This is a genomic window from Bacillus sp. GBSW19, assembly GCF_002998655.1.
In the GTDB taxonomy this organism is placed as follows: Bacteria; Bacillota; Bacilli; order Bacillales; family Bacillaceae; genus Bacillus.
Genome location: NZ_PVRF01000001.1, coordinates 820,315 through 845,347, shown reverse-complemented (window position 1 = coordinate 845,347; position 25,033 = coordinate 820,315). Strand labels below are relative to the sequence as shown.

Annotated in this window: 27 protein-coding genes; 7 read left to right on the top strand and 20 right to left on the bottom strand. The window is 40.6% G+C overall.

Annotation, left to right across the window (positions count from 1 at the left end; genetic code table 11):
* Positions 1-9: 9 nt before the first annotated feature.
* Together C6344_RS04475 and C6344_RS04465 are read right to left on the bottom strand one after the other, a co-directional pair.
* Positions 10-555 carry a TetR/AcrR family transcriptional regulator gene (locus C6344_RS04475; RefSeq protein WP_249114887.1) on the bottom strand — a complete coding sequence of 182 codons (546 nt, stop codon included), beginning with the start codon at positions 553-555 and terminating at the stop codon, positions 10-12.
* 456 nt (positions 556-1,011) lie between these two features.
* Positions 1,012-3,228, bottom strand: coding sequence for an RNA ligase (locus tag C6344_RS04465; RefSeq protein WP_060596418.1), 2,217 nt, complete (start codon positions 3,226-3,228; stop codon positions 1,012-1,014).
* 110 nt (positions 3,229-3,338) lie between these two features.
* Between C6344_RS04465 and C6344_RS04460 the strand changes: the two genes are divergently transcribed.
* Positions 3,339-3,530: a hypothetical protein gene (locus C6344_RS04460; RefSeq protein ID WP_060596417.1), complete on the top strand. Its 192-nt coding sequence runs from the start codon at positions 3,339-3,341 to the stop codon at positions 3,528-3,530.
* Between the two features lie 12 nt (positions 3,531-3,542).
* Here C6344_RS04460 and C6344_RS04455 read toward each other — a convergent pair whose 3' ends face one another.
* From C6344_RS04455 to C6344_RS04425, 7 genes are all read right to left on the bottom strand, one after another.
* Positions 3,543-4,451 carry a DMT family transporter gene (locus C6344_RS04455; protein WP_095285210.1) on the bottom strand — a complete coding sequence of 303 codons (909 nt, stop codon included), beginning with the start codon at positions 4,449-4,451 and terminating at the stop codon, positions 3,543-3,545.
* A 144-nt stretch (positions 4,452-4,595) separates the two neighbouring features.
* A complete protein-coding gene (locus tag C6344_RS04450; protein ID WP_060596416.1) occupies positions 4,596-5,318 on the bottom strand; it encodes a LutC/YkgG family protein in 723 nt (240 codons plus the stop codon).
* Entirely contained in the window at positions 5,318-6,739 is a 1,422-nt protein-coding gene (locus C6344_RS04445) for a LutB/LldF family L-lactate oxidation iron-sulfur protein (protein WP_060596415.1), read from the bottom strand. The genes C6344_RS04450 and C6344_RS04445 overlap by 1 nt, the downstream gene beginning before the upstream one ends.
* Before the next feature lie 21 nt (positions 6,740-6,760).
* Positions 6,761-7,477 (bottom strand): (Fe-S)-binding protein, encoded by a 717-nt coding sequence (locus C6344_RS04440; protein WP_060596688.1) that lies wholly within the window; start codon positions 7,475-7,477, stop codon positions 6,761-6,763.
* Between the two features lie 190 nt (positions 7,478-7,667).
* Positions 7,668-8,519 (bottom strand): SDR family oxidoreductase, encoded by an 852-nt coding sequence (locus C6344_RS04435; protein WP_106072779.1) that lies wholly within the window; start codon positions 8,517-8,519, stop codon positions 7,668-7,670.
* Positions 8,520-8,650: 131 nt separating this feature from the next.
* Entirely contained in the window at positions 8,651-9,064 is a 414-nt protein-coding gene (locus C6344_RS04430; RefSeq protein WP_106038673.1) for an Rrf2 family transcriptional regulator, read from the bottom strand.
* A 48-nt stretch (positions 9,065-9,112) separates the two neighbouring features.
* Positions 9,113-9,586 (bottom strand): VOC family protein, encoded by a 474-nt coding sequence (locus tag C6344_RS04425; protein ID WP_060596412.1) that lies wholly within the window; start codon positions 9,584-9,586, stop codon positions 9,113-9,115.
* A gap of 160 nt (positions 9,587-9,746) precedes the next feature.
* Here C6344_RS04425 and C6344_RS04420 point away from each other — a divergent pair, with 160 nt between their 5' ends.
* A complete protein-coding gene (locus tag C6344_RS04420) occupies positions 9,747-10,190 on the top strand; it encodes a DUF2188 domain-containing protein (protein ID WP_060596411.1) in 444 nt (147 codons plus the stop codon).
* Between the two features lie 146 nt (positions 10,191-10,336).
* Here C6344_RS04420 and ku read toward each other — a convergent pair whose 3' ends face one another.
* Positions 10,337-11,185 carry a non-homologous end joining protein Ku gene (ku, locus tag C6344_RS04415; RefSeq protein ID WP_003211891.1) on the bottom strand — a complete coding sequence of 283 codons (849 nt, stop codon included), beginning with the start codon at positions 11,183-11,185 and terminating at the stop codon, positions 10,337-10,339.
* Between the two features lie 114 nt (positions 11,186-11,299).
* On the opposite strand from ku, the gene C6344_RS04410 reads away from it, so the two are divergent.
* Both C6344_RS04410 and C6344_RS04405 read left to right on the top strand, forming a co-directional pair.
* The gene (locus tag C6344_RS04410; RefSeq protein ID WP_106072906.1) at positions 11,300-13,165 is read left to right on the top strand and encodes a DNA ligase D; all 1,866 of its coding nucleotides are present in this window, start codon (positions 11,300-11,302) and stop codon (positions 13,163-13,165) included.
* 34 nt (positions 13,166-13,199) lie between these two features.
* Positions 13,200-13,895 carry a YoaK family protein gene (locus C6344_RS04405; protein ID WP_106030930.1) on the top strand — a complete coding sequence of 232 codons (696 nt, stop codon included), beginning with the start codon at positions 13,200-13,202 and terminating at the stop codon, positions 13,893-13,895.
* A gap of 27 nt (positions 13,896-13,922) precedes the next feature.
* Here the strand turns inward: C6344_RS04405 and C6344_RS04400 are convergent, their stop codons facing one another.
* The 5 genes from C6344_RS04400 to C6344_RS04380 form a co-directional block, all read right to left on the bottom strand.
* Positions 13,923-14,159 (bottom strand): hypothetical protein, encoded by a 237-nt coding sequence (locus tag C6344_RS04400; protein ID WP_060596409.1) that lies wholly within the window; start codon positions 14,157-14,159, stop codon positions 13,923-13,925.
* Positions 14,160-14,620: 461 nt separating this feature from the next.
* The gene (locus C6344_RS04395) at positions 14,621-15,733 is read right to left on the bottom strand and encodes a response regulator aspartate phosphatase (RefSeq protein ID WP_106038675.1); all 1,113 of its coding nucleotides are present in this window, start codon (positions 15,731-15,733) and stop codon (positions 14,621-14,623) included.
* 255 nt (positions 15,734-15,988) lie between these two features.
* Positions 15,989-16,936 carry a BclA C-terminal domain-containing protein gene (locus tag C6344_RS04390; protein WP_106072778.1) on the bottom strand — a complete coding sequence of 316 codons (948 nt, stop codon included), beginning with the start codon at positions 16,934-16,936 and terminating at the stop codon, positions 15,989-15,991.
* Between the two features lie 44 nt (positions 16,937-16,980).
* Entirely contained in the window at positions 16,981-17,325 is a 345-nt protein-coding gene (locus C6344_RS04385; RefSeq protein ID WP_034660755.1) for a DUF3992 domain-containing protein, read from the bottom strand.
* Between the two features lie 74 nt (positions 17,326-17,399).
* The gene (locus C6344_RS04380; RefSeq protein WP_060596385.1) at positions 17,400-18,053 is read right to left on the bottom strand and encodes a CotZ-related putative spore coat protein; all 654 of its coding nucleotides are present in this window, start codon (positions 18,051-18,053) and stop codon (positions 17,400-17,402) included.
* Positions 18,054-18,493: 440 nt separating this feature from the next.
* On the opposite strand from C6344_RS04380, the gene C6344_RS04375 reads away from it, so the two are divergent.
* Positions 18,494-18,739, top strand: coding sequence for a hypothetical protein (locus C6344_RS04375; protein ID WP_034660753.1), 246 nt, complete (start codon positions 18,494-18,496; stop codon positions 18,737-18,739).
* Positions 18,740-19,247: 508 nt separating this feature from the next.
* On the top strand, positions 19,248-19,619 hold the full coding sequence (locus C6344_RS04365) for an iron chaperone (RefSeq protein ID WP_034660752.1): 372 nt from the start codon (positions 19,248-19,250) through the stop codon (positions 19,617-19,619).
* Positions 19,620-19,671: 52 nt separating this feature from the next.
* Here the strand turns inward: C6344_RS04365 and C6344_RS04360 are convergent, their stop codons facing one another.
* Together C6344_RS04360 and C6344_RS04355 are read right to left on the bottom strand one after the other, a co-directional pair.
* Entirely contained in the window at positions 19,672-20,253 is a 582-nt protein-coding gene (locus C6344_RS04360; RefSeq protein WP_060596382.1) for an undecaprenyl-diphosphatase, read from the bottom strand.
* A gap of 141 nt (positions 20,254-20,394) precedes the next feature.
* Complete coding sequence (locus C6344_RS04355; protein ID WP_066030867.1) at positions 20,395-20,937, bottom strand: GNAT family N-acetyltransferase; 543 nt, start codon at positions 20,935-20,937, stop codon at positions 20,395-20,397.
* A 206-nt stretch (positions 20,938-21,143) separates the two neighbouring features.
* On the opposite strand from C6344_RS04355, the gene C6344_RS04350 reads away from it, so the two are divergent.
* Positions 21,144-21,605, top strand: coding sequence for a macro domain-containing protein (locus C6344_RS04350; protein ID WP_106072777.1), 462 nt, complete (start codon positions 21,144-21,146; stop codon positions 21,603-21,605).
* A 75-nt stretch (positions 21,606-21,680) separates the two neighbouring features.
* Here the strand turns inward: C6344_RS04350 and C6344_RS04345 are convergent, their stop codons facing one another.
* From C6344_RS04345 to C6344_RS04335, 3 genes are all read right to left on the bottom strand, one after another.
* Positions 21,681-22,157 carry an immunity protein YezG family protein gene (locus tag C6344_RS04345; RefSeq protein WP_106030926.1) on the bottom strand — a complete coding sequence of 159 codons (477 nt, stop codon included), beginning with the start codon at positions 22,155-22,157 and terminating at the stop codon, positions 21,681-21,683.
* A 5-nt stretch (positions 22,158-22,162) separates the two neighbouring features.
* The gene (locus C6344_RS04340; protein ID WP_106072776.1) at positions 22,163-24,088 is read right to left on the bottom strand and encodes a T7SS effector LXG polymorphic toxin; all 1,926 of its coding nucleotides are present in this window, start codon (positions 24,086-24,088) and stop codon (positions 22,163-22,165) included.
* A 134-nt stretch (positions 24,089-24,222) separates the two neighbouring features.
* Complete coding sequence (locus C6344_RS04335; protein ID WP_189313008.1) at positions 24,223-25,029, bottom strand: hypothetical protein; 807 nt, start codon at positions 25,027-25,029, stop codon at positions 24,223-24,225.
* Positions 25,030-25,033: the final 4 nt, after the last annotated feature.

Here is a 25,033-nt window from a genome sequence, read left to right as displayed (position 1 = left end):
TTTATATCATTAAGAAGCAACGCTAATGGCGCGCCATAAACATTGCTCAATGTCCTCTAGAAATTCAATCGTTGGCTCTATTTCTTCTGCAAGAATTTGTTTATGCAGCTGTACAAAGGCACCAAATACAATCGATAAAATGGTTCTACCTGAGAGATTTGGATGAATCCCATCCTTTTTCCCTTCTTCAAAGATAAGGAATAGCTCATGTAACAAAAGCTGCATTTTCTCTTTGCTCGTCTCGTCTAAGTAATGGGATCGTTTATCAATTTCTAAGAAATATAGCCCGCTTGGATTCTCCTTTGTAAATAAAACCAAGCAATAAAATACATGCTTAAAGTACGCCCGAATACTTGCCTTTGGATCTGGACTGTTTGTGTTCATTTTTTCGATAAATGCAGAAAGGCTGCGCTGGTACAAAATATTAACGAGGGCCTCTTTACTGTCGAAATAACGGTAAATGGTTCCTGCTCCGACGTTTGCTCTTTTTGATATCATCGGCATCGTGGTCCCATCAAAGCCCCGTTCAATAAATAAATCTAGTGAAGCCTTCATAATCTGTTCTTGTTTATCAGTCACTGCTGGCACTTCATCCCCTCCTCATTTCAGGAATGAATGTTCATTCCGCATGCGGTATATTATATTAATATTTTAATTTCTTCTATATATACTTAAACACACTTATTTTTCTCCGTCATCACATTTTCTGAAAATAATAATAATTGAGAAATGATGCCTAGTCAGACAGCATCCAAAGGACTTAGAAATCTTGGCAGATATGTGTCATGCGGGTGACCTCTGCACTACACGTTCATTCTTGATCAATCGGAGACTGAATATGGCCGTCATATGTATCAATATGTTTGCTTTCCAAGAAGACGTGCTCCACCAAATAAAATCGCAAAAGCAAACATCGTTCGAAGAATCACTTCAATATGATCAGGCATATATGGGGCTACCTTTCAATTGCATCAAAAAAAGCCTTTTCCTTAGAAAAGACTCATGTTTAGACTATGCATTTATTTCACCATTATTCAATTGGGCAGCATCGCTTTGCTCAAATTGTGTTCGCAGCTCAATAATTGAGCTATTCCTGACATCATTGGCATCTTGCTCAAGAAGCCACGTATAAAATCTAGCTTGCTCCGCTGTTTGCAAAGCCTGCATATATTTTTGTGTGGAACGTTTCTCGGCGACACGCTGCTTAATAGCACGCATCTGCTTCCAGAATTGATAATAAGGGAGCTTGAGCTTGGTCATGAATCCGCGATGATCCTCTATGACAAATCCCTCTTCTTTAATCGAGTCGTCATGAGAGACTGCCTGATACCATTTATAAAAAGACGTCCAATCATGGAACACAGCCACTTCCTGCTTGCAGGACATTCCAAGCTGTTCGCTTAACCTTTTCACTTCAGTGAATGGTGCTTTTTCATAGCTTAGCTGACGCTTCACAATATCAAGCAAAATGAGTTGATCTTGATCATATGTGATAATATGTGGGTCTTTCTCTGGTAAAATGACTTCAAACACAAGAGATACATTGTTGTCACGTACGTATGATTTGATGTAGTCGACCTGCACATCGTCAAAGGTTGCATAAAATAGCTCTTCGACCCAGGAAGCATGCGGATTTTGCTTCACATGTGATGTATACGATTTGGACGTAAACACCAATTCATTTTCCATTTCGTTATACCCAACCGTTCCTAAATATCCATTTGCTTTATCATAGACGGTAACAGGGAATTGAAGATGGTTCACTAGATGATGCATTTTTGTCTCCGGACGCTCGTCAATATTAAAAAATTTGTTGTAGCTTCTTGAAACAATCTGCTTTGACACCATATTGACAAACAAACCTCTTGCCTTCACATTCACATCATCCCACTGCCGTTCACTAAAAGCTTTTTTCGTAAAATTAAAAGATGAAATATGGTGAGGAAGCTTTAATTCCTGTACATATTCATGCTGATCTAAGTGAGCTAAAAAGTCATCCAGTGAGATATCTGGTTGAAGAGCACCCGATGGTTTTTTCTCAGAAGCTCTATAGACTGGGTTGTCAATTTCATGAGTCTCAATCCCGTCTGCTGTGATTTTCAAGACCCTCAGCTGCCCCCCGAATTCAACCTGGCCTTCTAGATTATAAGACCTTTCCGATGCTTGAATAGGCAGCCTGTATAAATTGCGATGCCCGTGAATTTGAATGACATCTAATCCAGCGGTGTTTTGAACAAACAAGTGGTCAATGTCATCTGAATATTCACCTACACCATGAATGAGCTGCTGTGTTGAGACATGCAGAAGCTCTTCTGGCATATGAGCAAGTCCCCCGTGGGTAACAAGAAATGTCTTGCCATGGTACGTAAAATAAGTAAGCTGATGAAATGTTCTGACAAACTTCCGTACTTCTTTTAAATCAAAGTCTGCTGCTTCGATTTCAGGTGCAGTATGCCGGTTAAACATATTGCTTCTTACTTTTTCACCATGTGCAAACCGGTATAAATGCTGATCATGATTGCCCTCAATCACGATGACATTCCGGCATTCTCTATGTGCGAGCATCCATTCTAATACTTCCTTGTTTTCTATTCCTCTATCAAGCAAATCACCTGCAAAGATATAAAGTTCGTTTTCTTTAATATCTCCTTGTAAATAGGTGGTCAGAGCGGTATGACAGCCGTGAATATCTCCAAAGACATGAATGGCCTCATATTGATCGAAGGATCGAGGCTGATAGGTCATCACTTGCGGATATTCCTCAGGCTGCAAAACAGTCACCCATGATGGGACCTTTTCTGTTTTTAACCGCTCGTTCATTTGATATAAAACAGACTCCCGCACAACTTTGTGAGGTTCCCGTGAGCGATTTTGCAGAAGGGCTGTTTCAAGCGGCACCTGCGTGAAATCGACGACATACACCCTGTAACGATACGTAGTAGCTAACGACTTATATTGAGAAATCGACTTGCTTGTGACATGTGTCGCATCAATCACAGTAAAATCTCCACGTTCCATTCGGGCTGTGAGTAAATCAAATAATAAAGACCACACTTTATGATCATGCTTGCTCGTAATTTCCGGTTTCCCATTGACAGATAACTGCGGCGGCTGGGTCAAAAGACGGATCTGATCAGCTGATAAAGTATATGGCTCTAAGCCTTGCTCTTTGATCCATGTTGATTTACCTACGCCTGGGAGACCTCGTAAAAGGACTAAAGTTCTCATATTGGTTCTCCTTTAATGAGTGATATTTTACCTATTATAGATAAATTATGGATAAATCTCAATCTTTTATTGATTATGGTAATATATAGATAGAAAGGGAGGTTTTACGTATGTCTAATGGAGAGAATATGGCATTCAATCTTGGAGATTTTTTATTTCAAGTGTTCTCTCTTCTATTCATTGCTGTTATCGTGACTATGATTGTCACCTCTTTTCGAATGATCAGAAGAAGACGAATGGAATTGAAGAAGGTTGAGGAAAGATTGAACAAAGTGATTGAAAAAAATGATTTAAAAGAGTAAAAAATCCGGGATTTAACCGGATTTTTTTGGTTTCATCACAATTCCTTGACGCTGCTGCATCAAAAAGAAAAAGACGCCTAAAAGGACAAGAAGACCGCCACACATTTGGAGCAGTGTAATCTTCTCTCCAAGCAGCCACACAGCAAGAATCGTGGCCCCAACAGGTTCGCCAAGTATACTCATTGAAATCGTTGTGGCATTGACATAAGTTAAAAGCCAATTATTAATGACATGAGACATGGTGGGAATGATGGCAAGCAATAAAAAAATCCCCCACTCTTTACCCGGATAGCCTGTAAAAGGAGTTTGCTGCATTAGGTTGAATAGAATTAAAAAAAGACCAGCAAAACCAAACACACAAAAACTATAAATCCAATGAGATATTTTCCTTACAGCCTGTTGACCTATTAATAAATAACAAACAACCGCGATCACACTTAAAAAGGATAAAATGTCTCCTAGGATGGCTTCCTGGCTATGACCTATGTCTCCCCATCCAATCATGAGTGCACCAGCAATCGCTGCACACATCGTCAAGAGTGCGGGCAGCGTGGTTCGTTCACGGAAAATGAGAAAGCCGCCTAATAAGGAGACCATCGGCTGAAGGGCGATAATAATAGTAGAGCTTGCCACAGTCGTCAGCTTCAGTGAGCCAAACCACAACACAAAATGGAGTCCTAAAAAGAAGCCTGACATACATAAGAAAAACCAGTCTCTGCGCTTTATTGAAAGAAATTCTTTTTTACGTGGCAGGATAAACGGCAGCATAAAAGCCGCGGCAAAGATCATTCGATACATGCTTAAAATAGCAGCAGGTGCATTTGACCATTTCACAATGATAGCAGAAAACGAAATGGCAATAATTGAAATCACAAGCGGTAGTGCAATTGATTTCTTTTGAGCAGTTGACTTCATTTCCATAAGCAGCTTCCTTTACATCAGCAGTAGATGAGAAGTTCATCTTGTATGTCGTCATCTTACTATGTCCAATCCGCTAGAGGCAAGATGATTTTAAAACTTGTGTGAGCTTTTTTGCATGAAAAAAAGGCTTTCATCTCGAAAGCCCTACTCATCATCTATCAATAGATAAACGGCCCGAACTGGACCATGAACACCTACCACTAAATTCATCTCAATATCCGCAGAGTTACTCGGACCTGATATGAAATGAATAGCACCTTTCGCCTGCTCCCCCTCTTCTACCGAGCGATTAAGAGCCGAAACAGCCTGAATCATCCGCGGAACCACTGTGCTTTTTTCGATACACACGATATACATCATCGGTAAAAAATGCAGCGCTCTGCCTTGGCCTTGATGGGATGAAAGGACGACTGTACCTGATTCTGCAAGGGTGTAATCACTGAATACAACCGAATATGTCGCTTGTTCTGCCAGCCTGATATTTTCTTCCCTTGATGCCTCAGCATTCCAGCTGGTGACTGCGAATCCTTCGTGCTGCAAGCTGTCAAACATCGGATGAAATCCATATTGTTCAAAACGATGATCGACAGGCGTCATCACAGAACCCTCTCCATACTCTGTCATCAATAATCTTAATACAGAGGGCGCTTCCTCTGGTGTTGTTTCGACCACTCTTGTGTGAATTCGTTGACATTGCTTCTTCAGTTGCTCGACTAGTTCTTCTTTAGACAAAAGTCCGTTTGTTTCCCACTGGACTTGATGCTTCCAAGCTGGACGCTGAATAGATGCAGACGGGGAGGAATCTTTACCTAATTGCTTACGGATATGAGCTAAAAACGACTCTCGGTGAGAAATGGTTCCCTTCATCACTGCTCCTCCTTCTGTCTCTTTTTAAACCAATCCCTGAATCTTTCTTTACTTGGAGCTGGCAGGTCACGAATATCTGTCCAATTCTTTAAAGGACCTATTCCTTTTGAAATCTGTCCGTTTGAAGCCATACGATTCATCAATACAGGGGCTGCTTTTGTTCCGAATTGATACATTCCGGGAGTCGATGCGCCCATTCCGAACATTTTCATCGCCATCATTTCAGCTTTAGACGCTCTCCCCTCTTTTTCAACGATGACTTGTCGATGTTTTATTAATAACTCGTGAAGCGGGATCTTTACTGGACAAGCATCTGTGCAGGCTGCGCAAAGGCTTGATGCAAAGGGGAGCTCTTGGTAGTCATCATAGCCGCCAAGAAGCGGCGAAAGAACAGCGCCAATTGGCCCCGGATAAATCGATCCGTATGAATGTCCGCCCACATGCCGGTAAACTGGGCACACATTAATACAGGCTGCGCACCGGATACATTGGAGAACAGGCTGAAAGGCAGTACCTAATATATTGGACCGCCCATTGTCTACAATGACCAAGTGAAATTCTTCTGGTCCATCCACTTCTTCTCCTCCTTTTGGCCCGACGACAGAAATATAACTTGTTAATTTCTGACCAACTGCACTTCTGCACAAAAGACCAACAAGGACATCCAGTTCCTCCATCGTTGGAACAATCCGTTCCATGCCCATAACGGCGATATGTGTCTTCGGGATAGCCGTGACAAGATCCGCATTCCCTTCATTTGTCACAAGGCAAATGGAACCTGTATTGGCGACAGCAAAATTACAGCCAGTGACACCAATGTCAGCTTCGAGGAACTTTTCACGTAATATGGCTCTCACAAAACTCGTCATATCTTCAGGTGTCTCTGACATCTCATATCCGAGCTTTTCGTGAAAGACTTCTCGTATTTGTTCTTTCGTCATATGAAGAGCAGGTGCCACAATATGTGAAGGAGGTTCATGATCATCTACTTGCAGAATATACTCGCCAAGATCGCTTTCCACCACCTCACAGCCGATCTCTTCAAGCGCTTGATTCATTTCAATTTCTTCTGTGACCATTGATTTTGATTTAACGATCTTTTTGGCCGCTTTTTTCTGTGCCACATTTTGTATATACGCCGATGCCTCTTCCTTTGTTTTTGCAAAAAAGACATGTCCTCCACGTGCACTAACGCTTTCACTTAATTGGTATAAGTAGTCATCAAGATGCGTCAGCGTATGCTGCCGGATTTCCTCGCCAAGTTCTCGCCACTTTTCCCAGTTGCCAAGCTCTTCGCTCGCAGATAGCCGCCTTTCATACAGGCGTTCCTGCGCTGAGGATACAGCACCTCTCATGACAGTATCTTCTAACCCTTCCCCGATTCGTTCTTTAAAGCCCTTCTCTCCAATTTTCATACTCATGTGCCGTTCCCCCTCTTAAAGTCAGCGGCTATTTAATACTTCTGCGATATGCATCACTTGAATGGGCTTATCAAGACGATTCAGCCTCCCGCCAATATTCAGCAGACAGCCGCAGTCAGCACCAATAATGTATTCAGCGCCTGTCTCCTCTATGCTTTGGACTTTCTCATCGACCATTTGCTCAGAAATAGATGTCATTTTTACTGAAAAGGTTCCTCCAAATCCACAGCAATTTTCTGCGCGCGGCAATGGTGTCATCGTCAAATCTTTGACATTTGACAACAGTGTGAAAGGTGCTTCCTTAATTCGCAGCAGTCTCGTCATATGACAGGATGTGTGATAGGCTGCGTTTCCTTTCAGGCTCGCCCCTACATCTGTGACGTGTAATATATCAACAATAAACTCGGTTAATTCAAATGTTTTCTCAGCAAGTGCCTCAGCTTTTGCTGACCACACTGGGTCTTCTTTTAAAAGATGAGGATATTCTAAAAACATCGCCTTACAAGAACCTGACGGCGTCACGACATATTCAGCTGATTCAAAGGCTTTGATCATGTTTTTTGCTGCTTTGATGGTTTCTTTTGTATAGCCGCTGTTAAAGGCTGGCTGTCCGCAGCACACTTGTGCCTCTGGAAATTCCACTTCTACACCGAGCCTTTCTAGTACTTTCACTGTCGCCTTTCCTACATTTGGCTGCATGGTGTCAATTAAACAGGTAACGAATAAATGGACTTTCATCGGCGAACTTCCCTTCTTTGCTGCAATTTGATTCATCATTTTGGTCATCTGATGACGAAATAACAGGCCTTATTTTCATTTTAATCCCAAATTTCTGAAATTTCAACGAAGTGATTTGTCTAAATTTGGACATATGGCATGTGTAGCTTGAATGAAAAAAACGCCCTTTTGATAGGGCGCTTGAGAAGATTTATTTTGAAATCAATTCACGAATTCTTTCTTCAATAGGTGTTAAGGGCCGGCCTAATAATGGTTCGAAATCACGGCTTTCAACGGCTAAGGCACCATCGCGAATGCCGCTTTGAATGGCTTTGACAAATGGCACAGCTTCTTTTGGTACACCATTTGAAGCTAAAAATTCTCCAAATGTGTCGACATCAATTTGCTCGACTTTGATCTCTTTTCCGCTTACCTCACTGACAATGTGTGCAAGTTCAGTATGCGTCCGAAGAGGTCCTGACAGCTCATATATCTCCTGGTCATGTACAGGAAGTGTTAACGCATTTGCGGCCGCTTCTGCGTAGTCATTTCTTGTTGCCCAGCCAACCTTGCCATCACCAATTGGACTTAAAAATGGTGCGCCGCTAACGGCTGCTAGAATCGTATCTTTTTCGTTTTCTACATACCAATTGTTTCTTAAAAACACATGAGGAATGCCAGAGGCCACAATCGCTTCTTCTGTTTTTGCATGGTCATGTGCAAGGACAAGCTGACTCTCTCTTGCACTCACAACGCTTGTATAAGCAATAAAGGATACACCAGCTGCTTTCGCCGCTTGGATGGCAGCCGTATGCTGCTGCACGCGGTCTCCTTCTGCAGTTGAAATCATCAAAAGACGGTCAATGCCTTGAAAGGCTGCCTTAAGGGTGTCTGGCTGAGTAAAGTCTCCATGGCATACATCCACCCCAGCTTCCTTCAAATGTGCTGCTTTTTGCGGGTCCCGAACACTGACCGCAATTTGTTCAGCCGGTACCTTTGTAAGCAAATGCTGGACGACGAGCGATCCAAGCTGTCCTGTTGCGCCTGTTACTAATAACTTCATTTGTTTGACCTCCTCATTTTGTGATTCGACGGTGATGTTTTGGTACAGCTTTACGTATCCGTTTATTCGTTATAACCATCTCGATTACAACAACTGGTGTAAAAAAAGCTCAAGTTCAGCCTGAGCTTCTTTTATTCTGACTCTGTCAACAATTGCTGGATGGTCACTTGTTTGAGGTGATTTTCAAGCGCTGCCTGAGCTTCTTTTAGTTCACTCCTCAGTCTTGTATCCATTGCTTGACCAATCGGACATGCGATGACTGGCTGATGGAAGTTAAATAATTCTTCATCCTCGCTTACATCGACAGCACGGTACACATCTAACAGCGTGATTTCCTCTGCCGGTCTTTTTAAATAAGCCCCGCCTACTCCACGGCGAATCTCAATAAGACCCGCCCGTTTGAGCATTGCCATCATTTTTCGAACAATGGCTGGATTTGAATTCACACTTTCCGCAATAAAATCCCCTGTACACTCTTTTGGAACACCTGCAATAAATGACAAAATATGAACAGCAATTGGATACCTGCTGCTAATTTGTTTCACAATCTTTCACCACCGTTGTAATCAATATAGTTACAATGAGTGATTTTGTCAATCAATAAACGGATTTTTCTTTCGATCCCAGTCCTCATATGTCATGATATCGTAGTCTTCTGCTGTATCAAGTTCAAGCGGGGCAATGCATTCAAGCAAATTCTCATCTGGGTCAAGAAAATAGATCGCTGCATGAAATTGCGGCGGATTATCCAGAACTAAAGGCTGTTCCTCTTCTGAAAAGCCAAACATTGGGTGAATACTGATGCCTTTTTCAACCAGCCAAGCCTTGATCTGTTCGATACTGGACGTTGTAATTTGAAAGGCAACGTGCCGAGTTGATGGATGGTATGGATAGGCGTTCATATCTACTTTCCACAAGCCAAGCCAGCTCTTTCCTTTCTCAATCCATAAAAAAGCAACTCGTTCATTTTCGTGAGCAAGTGTCAATTCCAATTTTTCATAAAACGCAATAGATGCCTTCAAATCACTCACAGGTAAATGGGCTTCATACAAACCTTTTATCATCATCAAAACCACTCCTTTTCTCCCTTCTATTCTGCTGGATTTGATGAGATTCCGCCTCAGCAAAACGATGTATTTTATCCCCTTCATTGGTTTGAGAAGAATGATATGTTTGATCCATTGCAGATGGGGGAAGGTGTTCAAATAAAAGAAAGGAGCGTTTCATATGCCTTGGACGATGAATGATTATCCGGCTTCATTTCAATCGTTAGATAACGTCATTCGAAAAAAAGCGCTTGAGATTGCCAACAAAATGATACAGGAAGGCTATGACGAAAATAGAGCCATCCCAATTGCGATCAGTCAAGCGAAAGAGTGGAAAAAGAATGCAACGAAGAATGAGATAGAGAATTTCTCAGCTCATGGTTCAGTCACGCCTTCTAAAAACAGCAGCTCCGCAAGACCAGAGCTCATGGATCATGCGCAGCATGTCGTCAAACATGAAGAAGGCTGGGCGGTTCAGACAGAGAAAGCGAAACGAGCAAGTGAGGTCAAAGAAACGAAACAAGAAGCAATTGACCGGGCAAAGGAGATTGCATCTAATAAAGGGACTTCTGTTGTTATTCACAGAAAAGACGGGGAAATTCAGGACGTGTTAAAACCGCAATAAGACCGCCCGTAAGCGGTCTCAGCGTGTAGGCAAACCCTCGCATTCGTTGTCAGGTCTGCGCTCCGGTGCTCGTCCTTCCTAGACTTCAAAGGTTTTCTATCACGCTGAAAAGAAGAAAGTGAAGACCGCCCATAAGCGGTCTTTTCTTATGCATTCTTTTCTTTTTTCGCTGGTGCTTTTCTTTTTTTAGGAGCCGCTTTTTTCGCTTTGGCTGGTTTTGATCGGTCGATTGAAGCCTGTAGAGCTGCCATTAAATCAGTCACATTGGATGCAGGATCTTTTTTGCCTGTCGTTTCTGGCTGAACCGTATGTTCTCCAGATATTTTATCGCCAATTAAGTTCATCAGCTGTTCTCTGTATTCATCCTGATATGCCGCTGGATCGAAAGTTGTGGTTAATTGCTCGATTAAAAGGAGCGCTGTATCTAACTCCTTTTTCACAATGTTCTCCTCTTGGGGGATATTCGGTACATCAGATACTTGTCTAATTTCGTCAGGGAAATGAATGGTTTCCATCAGCAAAATATGTTCATAGCACCTAACGATCGCTAATTGCTCCTTTGAGCGGATCATAATCTTCGCCACACCAATTTTTCCCGATTCCTCTAAAGCTTTTCTTAATAATGAATAAGCCTTCGCACCGCCCGTATCTGGCGATAAAAAGTAACTTCTTTCATAATAGATTGGATCAATCTCTTCTATTTTCACAAAATCAATGATTTCAACCGCTTTTTCTTCATTTTCTTTTCGCAGTTTTTCAAGCTCTTCCTCGTCTAATTCAATGAATTTATTTTTCGCATACTCGTACGCTTTGACGATTTGTTCTGGTGCCACCTCTTCCCCGCAGTTGGCACAAACCTTTTTATAGTTAATGGGCGTGTGACACTCTTTATGCAGCTGTCTTAATTTAATATCTTTGTTCTCTGTAGCAGTAAACAGCTTAACTGGAATATTGACTAGTCCAAAGCTAATGCCGCCTTTCCAAACTGTATGCATCGCGTCGCCTCCGTTCTTTTCTCCTTACTATGTAATGTTTTCGTTAGACTTATGTATGCGAATGAAAATTTCATCCCACTCTAAGAACACATCATATGAGGAAGTGACATGACAATGAACCCTATGCGATTAACGGCGGCACATGATATTCCTACCGGTTCAGACTGGGTGTATGAATTAAAATATGATGGCTTTCGGACCATCCTGATATGGGAGGAAAACGAGATTCATTTAGAAAGTAGAGCCGGAAAACGATTAAACGAACAGTTTCCTGAGGTTATTGAACAGTGCGAACAATTAAGGGACCAGTTTGCTCCTTTTTTACCACTTACGTTTGATGGGGAATTGGTCTTTTTACTGGATGAACAGCAAAGCGATTTTGCGAGGGTTCAGCAAAGAGGCAGGCTGAAAAACAAAGAGGCTATAAAGCTGCAGGCTGAGCGGTTTCCATGTCATTTGATTGCATTTGATCTATTAAGATGCACAGGGAGATCCCTTGTTGATTTACCGTTGATGGATAGGAAAAAACAGTTACAGCAAGTTTTCCAAGAAGCAAAACTTCCGCCAACTGTTCAGTTGGAGCACCCTTCCCTTCTTCAACTTATTCATACAGACACAAATCATGAATATATGAAAAAGCTGATGACGACGTATTTAGCAGAAGGACTCGTTGCGAAAAAAAAGACGAGTAAATGGCACGACAATACCCGGTCAAAAGAATGGCTGAAAGTCAAAAACTGGCGCTATGTCTCTGTCATTGTGACTCGTTTTGATAAAGAAAATGGCTATTTCCAAGGCTGTATTTATCAAGATCATCATCTCACCGAGGTTGTCCAATTCAAGCATGGGTTTTCTAAAGAAGAAGAACAAACGCTGCGTACACTCTTTCAAACTAAAGGCCAGCTAAAAGGAGCATCAGGATATGAAATCCCTCCTTCTATCGTCGCCAGTATTGCTTGTATATCCTTTGATGGATCCGCCTTAAGAGAGCCGCGTTTTTCTTCCTTTTTACTAGATACTGACCCAGCAGCATGTACGTTTCAGCAAATGCTCAAACAGCTGTATCCGCTCCCTGCCGTGATTGAGGTCACTCATCCTGAAAAACCGATTGTGCCGGCTCTTCATCTGAACAAGGCAGATTACTTACTTTATTTGAGACAAGCGGCTCCCTATCTCTTGCCCTTTTTACGTGAAAGACGACTTACTTTAATTCGGTTCCCTCATGGCGCTGGGGATGAATTCTTTTATCAAAAGTCGACACCTGATTATGCACCAGATTTTGTGTTGACCGATCAAGTTGATGATATTGCTTACACGGTCTGTAATGACCCGCAGACGCTTCTTTGGCTCGGTAACCAGCTGGCGATGGAATTTCATATTCCTTTTGAAACAAGGGATACGGACCGGCCGACCGAAATCGTCTTTGATTTAGACCCGCCATCTGTTAACGAGTTTCATCTAGCCATAGAGGCTGCCAAGCGAATCAAAGCGCTTTTAGACGGTCTCTTTCTCACAGCCTTTATTAAAACAAGCGGCGGTAAAGGACTGCAAGTGTATATTCCATTAAAGAAAAATGCCTTCACATACGAAGAAACGAGATCATTCACCGCGTTTATATGTCAATTTTTATGTGAACAAGCTCCTGAGCTATTTACTTTAGAACGCCTTAAGAAAAAACGCGGCAATCGCTTGTATTTAGACTATATTCAGCACGATGCTGGAAAAACAATCATCGCGCCCTATTCACCAAGAGGAAATGAGCTTGGACTTGTAGCGACACCGCTTGAATGGGACGAACTCCATCAAGATGGACTTCATCCTTCTTTGTTTACCATGCCAGTTGTTATAGAGCGTCTAAAGGAAAAAGGCGATCCATTCCGCCGCATGAGGCATCTTGTAAATGATGACACTTTCAGACAAGTCTTACATCGGCTTGAAGACATCATACCGGCACATAAGATGGACATACGCGGTCATTAAGCGTTACACTTATTCATTAGAGAGTAAGAAAGGGATGACCATTTTGACCGCACATTCATTTCGAAATATAGCACTAATCTTCTTGTGCCTTTCCGCAGGAATTGTGGATGTGATTGGCTATTTGAGCCTAGGGCATGTGTTTACAGCCAATATGACAGGTAATATTGTGCTGCTTGGCATTGCAGCAGGAAGCTCCTTGCAGCTAACAGCCCTTCATTCCATCACTGCACTGAGTGGATTCGTTCTAGGGGTTTTACTTGCTGTTGTGATAGGCGGAAAGCATGAGAAAACATTTTGGCCAAAAGCCGTTACACGTATCTTTATCATAGAAGTCATGATACTACTTCTATTTGCTCTCATGACCATATTCCCTTATACACAAGGTGCTTATTTTATGCTGATTATCCTTTTAAGTATGGCCATGGGTCTCCAGACAGCGGCCGCCCGCAAATTAAATGTGGCTGGCATTTCCACAACGGTTCTAACGAGTACACTCGCTAACCTATTTGAAGATTTGGCTCAGCGCATTTCACACCGGGAAAAAAGAAAAGCTCCTATTCAGCATGTCAGTTTCATGCGAATAGGCTCTATTGTCTTTTACTGCCTAGGTGCCGCTTTAGCGGCATACACAGATGCGTACGATCCGTTTATCATCATTTGGCTGCCTATCTCTATCCTTGGGGTGATTGTGATCACTGCTGCATTGAAGCATTTTCACCAATTGAAATAGTCAATCGTTAGATGGCTATTTCAACGTTCACTCATAACTTCTCACATAAAAACCAGGAGGACGCCCCATAATGAACGTGGAGCCATACGGATATCCAGAAAATGTCCCGAATCCACCGTATCCAGGGAAACCGCCTAAACCAGAAAACACACCAGGGCTCACATAATACCCGCCAAAGCCGATATGAGAACCAACCGATCCGATATGTGCTCCCCCACCGCTAAAACCGCCTCCATGAAAACCTCCATAAACTCGTGGATACATACAATCACCTGCTTTCGTCTAACAACTCATCACATCATATGCATGACAAATGGAGCGGTGTTCCGACTTTTTCTTTTACTTCTATGTACAATAGACCAATTTGATAAAATGTGAATGAAAAGTCCTGCAAAAAATTAAATTAAGCAAAGAAAGGTGACCTTTTTAACTTGTTGCGCTGCCCTATGTTTATTTAGAATAATGGGGCAGGTAACAAATTTGCACACCCCCTTTGTTGCGAATTCTTCTTATTAAACGTTCTTGTAGCGTTTAATAAGAAGAGCCTATTAACAACATACAAAAAACCCTTGCTGACGATGATCAACAAGGGCGAGAGATAAATGGTGGATTAACCACCAATGATTTTTTCTGCTACTTCGAAAGAACCCGCAACGTTTTGAGTCAGAACTGACGCAGCGATCGCTAAACCTACAACGAATAATACTTTTAAACCTGTTTTCATCTTAAATCAACCCCATTCTTTTCATATGTAAATCCGCTTCTAAACTTTTGTTCAAGTAAAAAACAGACTGCTCATAAAGTGCTTGCTTTTCACAATACTTAGCAGCAAAATGTGAAAGCTCTTTTACTTCATGATATTCATGCTTCTCTTCTAACTTTCTTAATTTCTCATCAATTTGCTGAAATCTTTGTGGTGCATTCGTTAAGTAAAGGTCATGGACGATGCCTATTTTCAGCTGAAACACTTCATGAGAAGCATCTTTTATTCTGGCATACGCAGCCTCTATATATTGGCTTGCACGCTGCTTTTCACCAATCACACAGAGTTCCCGGCTGATCAGATACGTAGAATGGAAAAAGAAATCCGACTCATAATATTCTTGATGGGACAGTGCTTTTTCAAGATGACGTATTGATTCTTTCGGTTTGTTCCAAAATGAATATAAAATGGCTACATTGTGATGGAGCTGAGCCAGCATAAAGTCATCCTGCTCGCTTGTCAAAACCTCTTCCGCCAGGCGATAATTTTCAAGCGCCTCTTCATACCGGCCGATCTCTGTTTGATTCGCCGCAATGAGAGAGTATGAAAGTGCCGTTCTTCTTTCATAATGCTTGTGCCGTTTATAGACGTGAAGTGCTCTGCGGATATAGCTTAATGAGAGCATGATATGACTAAGCCGGTAGTAAAGCCAGGCCACCTTAAAATCGAAATCAGCCCGTTCGATCTCACTTGGAATTTTATCTAAGAGCTTTTCAGCACTTTGATACATTTGCAATGCAACCTCGTAATTTCCTTGATGCTGCTCATACACACCCTCATAAAAATCAAAATAGTAGGCAAGTCGGTTAGACAAGTCATCCTCTTTTTTCCCGTGATGACCTTCTATACTTCTCGTTGAAACACTGCCCTTTTGCCCTCTTAAATTGTACATGAGAATGTGATGCCTCTTCTCAAGAAGAGAATAGTACATAAGGATGTCCGCATCGTCAATTTCCTCTACCGCTTGTTTCGCTTTAGCAAATAACCGTTCTGCCTCATCTGCATGATCTTTTTTGATTTCCATGTTCCAGTCATTTAATAATGATGCCAATTCCGCAACAGGAATCTTGCTCATTCTACACCCCCAATCACTTTCAGCTGCATCACATGATTTCACTAAATATGGAACTTCTATTAGCAATTGCTAATTGTCCATTTGAGATCATTTTAATATGAATCACTTGAATCTTCAATAACCGTTTCCATTGAAAATGCGTTTCTTTCTTCTAGTCAATGATGTTTGCGTAAATATTTCACCTTTTTTCGGTTTTAAAGTACCCAATCATCTCGTGATGAAATGAAAAAAGCCCTTTTTTTGGGCTTTTTTTCCTTATTCCAATCGTATGATGGTGAGTGCCGCTCCAACCGATCCTCCCCCAAGTAACACTATTGTTGCGACTAAACCGAAAATTTGGAGAGAAATCTGGTTACCTGCTGCAAGTGTTGTAATGAGTGATACGTTGTAGGTAGATGCCGATAAAGCGGGTGTTAATATAGAACCAGGAATGGCAGATCCGCTGTTAATGATCCTTGTTCCGGCAAGCAGCGCTACACTTGTGTTCACTTGATATGTGATGAAATAGCGACCTGAGACAGGCACTGTAAAAATCGTATTTCCACCACTTGCCGTAAAACCATCTAAGCTCTGATTATTAGGCAAGGAAACCGCTGTCCCGCCTATGACAACAAGCACTGTACTTCCCGACGTATTGGACGCGTACATTGAGTTAGCGGTCACAATTGTGCCGGTTGGACCTGTTACTCCTGTTGGGCCCGTTGATCCTGTTGTTCCCGTTACTCCGGTTGGACCCGTTATTCCGGTTATTCCCGTTGGACCTGTTACTCCGGTCCGGCCGGTTGATCCTGTTGAACCCGTTACTCCGGTTACTCCGGTTGCTCCCGTTGGACCTGTTGCTCCGGTTATTCCCGTTGCTCCTGTTGGACCCGTTACTCCGGTCGGGCCGGTTGCTCCTGTTGGACCCGTTGGACCTGTTGCTCCGGTTACTCCGGTCGGGCCGGTTGCTCCTGTTGAACCCGTTGGACCTGTTGCTCCGGTTACTCCGGTCGGGCCGGTTGCTCCTGTTGGACCTGTTGCTCCGGTTACTCCGGTCGGGCCGGTTGCTCCCGTTGGACCTGTTGCTCCGGTTACTCCGGTCGGGCCGGTTGCTCCCGTTGCTCCCGTTGGACCTGTTGCTCCGGTTACTCCGGTCGGGCCGGTTGCTCCCGTTGCTCCCGTTGGACCTGTTATTCCTCCACACATATTAAGTTGGGCGCACATGCCTCTCACTTCTTTCAAACTGTGGAATCTTTAAGACATACACACTAATACTGATAATTGAGAGAAAAAGAAACGACAATACTTCCAGTCGAGGTCCCGCCAGTAGCTACAATCCCAATGGAGTTAAGATCACTGAGCGTAATGGATCGACTCTCTCCCGGAGGTACAGTGAAATCTGGAACAGCCGCACCGTTGACCTCTAATGTCACAGTTGGTGCTACAGCCACGATTCCGTTGTTTTCCACCATAATGGTCCCGTTTATGACAAATGGTGTTCCATCCGTCCAGACGACAACTGGATCCGCTGCTGCTGCTAAATCGACTGTGAAGCATACCGCATCATTCACAAAGCCTGTTTGCTCATTACTACACCCGCCTAAAATAGCCATTTTAACCCTCCTTCAACCTATTCTTGATAGACTATGATCTAGTGTTCTATGAAGATTGTGCGATTATCCCAGACTCAAAGCCTTATTTTTTTCCTTTGTACCATGTTTAATTGAATGTCTAAGCGCGCTTGCACGTTTTCAGTGGCTTGTTTCTTTAAAATCAACATCATATCTTTTACAGTAATCGATCGACTTTCTCCTTTTTGGACACATATGTCATGACATGCTTTTTTTGTTTGAATGGTGATAGAAACTGGCACTTCTTGATCATCATGATGATGCAAAACCACTGTTGCTGTATTTAGTAATCTTGTTCCATTACGCCAGATTTCAACCGAACTGGGAGATGTTGAAAAATCAAGAAGGAGGTGGTGAGGTTCTATGTTCTTTAAAATGAGCGCATCATATACTGGCAGCTCTGCTTCAATCATTCCGCATAAAAAAGAAAGATCAACAAGGATCTTTGAACTGGATCGATACAAGACTTTCTGACAGCAAGTCGACCTCATGCAGCATGGAACAAGGAGCTCTAATACCACACAATTCTGTTCTTCATTGATGGAAATCAAAGAAAAATAGCAAGTCTTAAACACACTTCTTTCAACGAACACCCAGGAGTAGAAAGGTTCCCCATTTTCCATGATGAGCAAAAAAGGAGAACTCATTGAACGTTTGTGAGTAAAGCCTTCATTTTTTGTTTGATTAATTATCTCTTTCAGTTTACTCATCAACAGGTTTATCACTTTCTATCAGCTCAATTCAATGCTGTATACAAATCCATATGGTCTTTTATCATATGTGCCTTTGACTATTTTGTGCGATTCGCGTAAAGATCAGCGGCAGAAAGAGAACCCATGGAACTAATCGCAAAATTTACCGAACGAAAAGTCACTTTTAAAAGCTGTTCAATTAATCTATCGCATAATACGATATTACGTCATGCTCCGCCAAAAACGACGCCAATTATACGCAAATAAAAAAACAAATCAATAAAGCTTTAAAAGTGTTAAAAGGTTTATTCATACATTGTGAAAATTATCACCTTATATAAATAGGTAAATTTAAGGTATTTTTACAAAATTCGACACAAAATGCTTTTTCTCTTTGATACTATTGAATTAACCTATTTACAAATAATAGGTTAATTCAAATTAAGGAGTTGTTTTGTTTGAAAAAATCAACATTAAAAAAAGCTGTATTATCTATCGCCTTTTCTGCAACAATGTTATTTTCTATGAATACTGCAAGTGCTGCTCCGTTAGAGTGGGTCAGAGATGCTTATCCTGATCAGTGGGATTACGTATTAATTAAACAAAATGGGGTAAGTTACACTCAAGTTTGGACAAGTAGTAACAGTTATTTCCTTGTAAAATGCGAAGTATTATCTAATGGAAAATGCTTTGTTTCAAAATAAAAATATTTACAAAACGACTTCCAATTTTGGGGTCGTTTTTTACTTCAAAGTCAAACTCCTCTAAACGGGTGCTTTAAATTAAACCTCATTGAGAGCATAATCCAGGTCTAGGAAAGTCTTTGCTTTTAAACGTGTATACAATCTTTCACTCATACCGATTTCATTATATACCTTGTAATAGTTAATATTGGAGCTTATTTTGGTTTAATCTCCCTAATCTCTTTATACATAGGTTTTTCTTTACAATAACCCTATTAGCATTTTACTATATATAATAAGATCAATAACTTCCGCGCCTCAGCAGCTCTAGAAGGCTAGAGCACTGTAAAACGAATTATAGCTGGCGAGCCGCAAGGTAAGGGTTCAGAAGCATCGAAAAGCACACTAGCTGCGACAGGTGAAATTCCGTAGAGCGGCGTGTTGCCCCTAACCTATGCTTACGAAAGGAGTGCGGGTTCGAATCCCGTCTGAGACGTATGAGGTCAATGGAATTGGAGGATAAAACATCATGCATGTGTTTGAAGAATATGTAAGCAATATCGGTAATCCAAAGCTGAAGCAGCGCACACAAGACATTTTACAATGGATTTTAGACACATTCCCTCAATTAGAGCCAAGAATTGCTTGGAATCAGCCCATGTTCACAGACCACGGCACATTTATTATTGGGTTTAGCGTAGCAAAACATCACATTTCTGTCGCACCAGAAGGTAAAGGAATCGATCACTTTTCAGCTGACATTGTACAAGCGGGTTACGATCATGGAAAAAAGATGTTTCGCATGAAGGAAAGCTTGCCAGTTGATTATCCTCTCCTAAAAAAAATCATCGAATTTAATATCGAAGACAAAGCGGATTGTTCAACGTTTTGGCGAAAATAAAAAGCACCCCGATCTGAGCCATTAACAGATCGGGGTATTTTGCTGCAACATGTTATTTTGTTCTCTTCCTTACAACTTTCTGCTCAAGCCACTCATAACATGACAAAATGGCATTAACGCTCCTTTGGCATATCGGCAAATATACAACAGCGACCGCTGTTAAACACGCTATGACAGCACCTGCTAAGACATCAAATGGATAATGGACACCTACCCAAATCCTTGAAAAACCAACGGCGCACGCAATGATCAGCCAATAAACATGGCGTTTGTGAAAAAGCCAAAAGATCAGACAAACAGAAAAAATAAAGATGGTATGATCACTCGGAAAAGAGTTATTTACTTCCTTTTGAATCAAAAGATTGACATGACTCATTTCGGCAAAGGGCTGCTGGTTGGAATAAAAAATTCCTGCAATTTTGCCAATTAACTCTGCCAATATGAAAGTAAATCCGGCAGATACGACCACCCGCCTATTGGTTCTGCTCCGATTTTGAAACCATATGAACAGACACATGAGCGCTGCTAACAGCACTGTATATTCAGCTAGTCCAATGAATAACGGATTCAAGTAACCATGATCGATACTGAGCTGATTCACCCACCTAAATAAATCTTCATTATATCCCTGCATCTCATTTCATCCCTTTTTCCTCGATTTATGACAAGGATAATTGAAATGAGATGACCGCTCCATCGATCGAACGAACAAACCATGGAATCATATGACATGTTTGTCACTTTGCTGTCACCTGCACATCATTCACTGAGTGCTCTATAGAGAGTGATGCTGCTCCCATTCCTTTTTTAGCAAAGCATATTGATACGTGTTTTCATATTTAGGGGTGCCGTCCTCATAAGTAGTAAATGAAATAAACTCAAGAAAAAGGCCTTCTTTCCGCATGCCTAATCGCTCACATAATGCCTGTGAACGGACATTATCATCTTCTACATAGGCATAAAGCCGCCTTGCTCCCTTTTCTACAAATAAATAGGTCAAGAATGCTTCAGCACTCTCACGTGCATACCCCTTTCCTTCATATGCTGCATTGAAATTCCAGCCGATTGAATACGTATCAGGCTCCTCTTTTAAATGAAACAACTCACCGATAATTTGTTGACTTTCTTTTAAACAAACCGCTACATATGAATGATCTTCTTTTCTCTTTTGCACTTTAGCCACAGCTTCTTCTAATGAAAAAATTCGATCACTAAGAAAACAATTTACTCTTGGATTGGACAAGTACTCCAGCACCCCTGCCGCATCTTCATCGCAAAACGGTCTAAGATTTAAACGATTCGTTTCTAATTGATTCATAAATGACTCCTCTTTGCATCATTTCGTGTTTTCTAGTCTCTCCATATTTTAGATGACATGCACCAGCTTTGACAATCAAGTTGTTGTGAAGTGTCTTCAAATAAACGAAACTCATAAAAAGCATTTTTGCTATTAAATAATTTGATCAAAACTGATAAAATAGAACATAAGTTTCTATTTATTTTATTAAAAAGGGGTTACTTGATATGATCAAAACAGTGGATGGTAACATTTTAGAGGCAAGTGAAGACATCATCTGTCACCAGGTGAACTGTAAAGGGGTCATGGGCGCTGGATTAGCCAAACAAATCAAAAGCAAATACCCCAATGTATACAAAGAGTATAAACAATTATGTACAGAACAAGGAGATGACTTGTTAAGCTCCGTTCAACTCATCACAACTAATGACGGAAAAACAATTGCCAACTTATTTGCTCAAACTGGATACGGAAGAAAAAGAATGCAAACTGATTACGACGCCTTACGCAGCTGCTTACAAAGCCTAAAAGACACAGTAACCCATTCACATGAAGAGAAAAACCGAACTTCCATCGCCATTCCTTACGGGATCGGCTGCGGACTGGCGGGCGGCGATTGGACGATTGTTGAAGACATGATTGAAGAGGTATTGGGTGATTGTGAAGTGACGGTTTATCGGTTTAGATAAAGGGAATGAGGTTTTTATGAAATATATAAAATACAGTCATACAAAAACCCTCCTTAAATTGGAGGGTAATGTGTGTTAGCTGTTATTTTTATTTTTTATATAATTTAACACAGTTTCTTTATCTTCCTCATCTTCAGGGAGAATGCCGAATGTTTCATATTCCCAAACCTCTATTCTCTGAATGCCATAAAGCCCTATATTGAGAATATCTTCATAGCCGTACTCAATTGAAAACTTCCCTGACTTCTCCAGCTGAAGGGTAGCTGTTGTCCAAGCTCCTAAACCATTTTTTATATACTCCTTTTTCAAATCTTCAAAGACTTCACTGAGTTCAACTAATAAATGGTCATAAGTAGAGTCACTTACTCTATATCTTTCTGGAATATCATGTCCATAAACACATTCTTCATTATTAGGTTCAGTAAAATAAAAAGTAATTCCAGCTGAATCGTCTAGAATTTCAGCGTACATCCAAACTTTATCCCAATCACATGGTATAATTTCATTAATTGCTTCTGCAATTTTTTTATAATATTGTTCTATTGATTCCACTAGTATTAACCTCCAGGTTGATTTTTAATAGTTTCACGAACGGAACGTTTTCCAATTTTATATCTCACTACAAAACTTTCAGGTCTTAATGAATCATCTTTATAGATAGGCCGAATACTAACCTCTACATGTTTAGGTGGGTCTTTCCTCAAGGCTGCTAACCACTCTTGTTCTATCTGATACCATTTCCCACCACTTCGATTGATCTGTGAATTCATAGGTATGAGATTATCAATATCCCCAGACCCTTTAAAAATAGAGGCAATCAAATGACCTCCATCATCATCTAGTAATCGATCAGGCTTTCCTGAATTGGACTGAGCATATTGGTTTCTTTTGACCTCTCCATATTTTAAATCACTTGCTTCGACTTTGACAATCCGTCCGTAGTGATCTGTTGTGTAGGTGTAGCCTTGTTTAGTTGCATAAACGACATTGGGTTTTAATACTTTTTTACGTTTCCATCTCACATAGTGGTCTCCGTAACTGACAACGGTTGGCGGTGATTTTGGTGCTGGTAATCGTCTGCCTGTCTTAGAGATTCCGTATCCTGAATTGTTGTCTAGACGCTTTGCCATGGAGAGGAGTTTATTTTTAAGATTTTCTCCGTCAAAAACGTTATACGGTAGCTTCGGTCCACCAGCCATTTGAAACTTTGGTGAATATGGCAATAGGCTAGGAATGGAGACTCTGTCTAATGATTTTGCGCCTTGTTCAAGCCCTTTCTTCACCGTAGTTTTGGCCGCTGTTGTCCCCGTTTTTGTAATGGCTCCTGCCCCTTTAGAACCAAAGACGATTTCTGCTAGAGAACCAGTCGCATAGGCGAACCAGTGTGAACGAGAATACGCATCACCATCTATGACTTCTTTTTGGAATGAGTCTGAAATTGATTTTCCAATCGCTTTCGATGTTTCAATTGGGTGAGAAACAGCCGTAACGACTGATTCAACGGCACCTCCAGGGTCTGTTACAAGATCGTAGATGCCAACTACTGTATCTTTGGCCACATCATATAGACCAACTGCAGCACCTTTTACACTATCAACGAATACCTCTGATGCTTCTTCCTGCGCTTTGATTTGGAGCAGCTGGCTGTAATACATTTTTTGATCGTAAGAAAGATTTTCATATCCAATTTCGTCTACAATCTCAAAGTATTTCTCTACTGATATACACGAAGGATCATTGAGCTTTTCTTTCAATTCTTTGATTCTTCGTTTCTCTTTTTCTTCTTTTTTCACTTTTAAGTAAGCTTTCACCTGTGCATCAATTTTATCATGATTCTTGTACACATCTGTTTCATGAAATGCTTTTGCATCATAATACATGGGCTGAGCGTTCTTACCTTTTCCTGTAGCAGCCATCATTTTTGTATAAAAAGTTGCAAGATGTTTCTCAATCGCTTCTGATTTTGCGTATTCTGTTTTTAGGGCATGATCTAATGTATGTATAGCCTCAATTGCATCTTTTCTTTTTTTGTTCGCATCATCTAAGTGCTCGTCTACTTTTTTACTGGAAAATGTCTGCAATTCAATCAAATCACTAATATCGTCAAAAATAGCCGTAAGGGCTTCTTTTTGTTCCTTCACCATATCTTTATTGTTCTGAATGCCTTGCTTCAATTGAGCGTCTAAGAAGTGCTCGTCAATAAATGTACTACCGCCTAATGATTCATCATCAAGCTTTCCTTTCACTCCATCTAAAAAAGCCTTTTGCATATCGATAAAATCAAGATAAGTGTCCGTGTATAGTGCAAGATCATTATAAAAAGCTTTGATATTATCTGCACCTTTTCCAGTAAACTCGTCACCTAATCCCGATACACTTTTTAATGCTTTTTTCACAAGTTTCATTTCTTCTTGAAGCTCATGATAGGCCTTTGACCTCTGTTCGACAGCTGATAGTAAAGATGGAGCATCTAATATTTTCATATAAAAAAGACTCCTTTTATGGAATATTCTTTTACTAGAATACCATAAGGAGCCTGACACTTTATACCACTTTATCCATTTATGAATATCCTTTTTTACTTCAGGGGCATTCCTTAGTTTTCTTAATTAGATCTTTATTTTATAAAGTAATTTTCTCGTTCTAAACCCTTAATAATATCTTTTATTTTTCGGTCACCTCTTGAATAAAAAGCCAAAAAAATAGTTTTAAATATTTTAGGCAATAATTTATAGGTTTCAATTTTTGAACAAAGATGAATGAATTTATCCTTTGATTTTTGTAAGTTTTCTATTTGATCCACTGGATAAAGAATATATTCATCTTCAATAAAAATTGATTGAATTATTAATTCCTTATAAAAAATATCAATATGAATTTGTTCTGTATTTTTATTTACATCGTGATCAAAATTCATATTTTTAACTTTCTCAAATATTTCTTTTTTTATTAAATCTAACTTTTTTTTGATTTTTATGCGTTTTATATTTGGTTGATAATGAGATACCTTTGTTTGAATATAATTCATACCAATAACTTTTGCTACAACCGTTCTATGATTACCATCTCCAAAAGTGAAGTAACAATCTAAATCTTCTAAATAGCTAAGATGAATTTTCCTATCCTGATCTTCCTTAAATGACTTTTTATAGCTTTCTAAACCTTTTTTCTCTAGGCTATCTATAAGATAATCCACTCTACTTCCCATCGCATCAAAATTTTCTAACCAAGAGTCTTTACTTTTAACTCGGTATGCTCCCACAATTTTACTTACCTCAACTAATCTCTCCTTCTCTTCTTCCATTTTAGGCACATACTTATATAATCTAAAATCAGGATAATTATGTGGATATGTAGTACTCATATTCTCTATTTGACTTTCAGATACTCCTGCCCTAACAATTTTTTTTATTCTCTCAGACATTCTC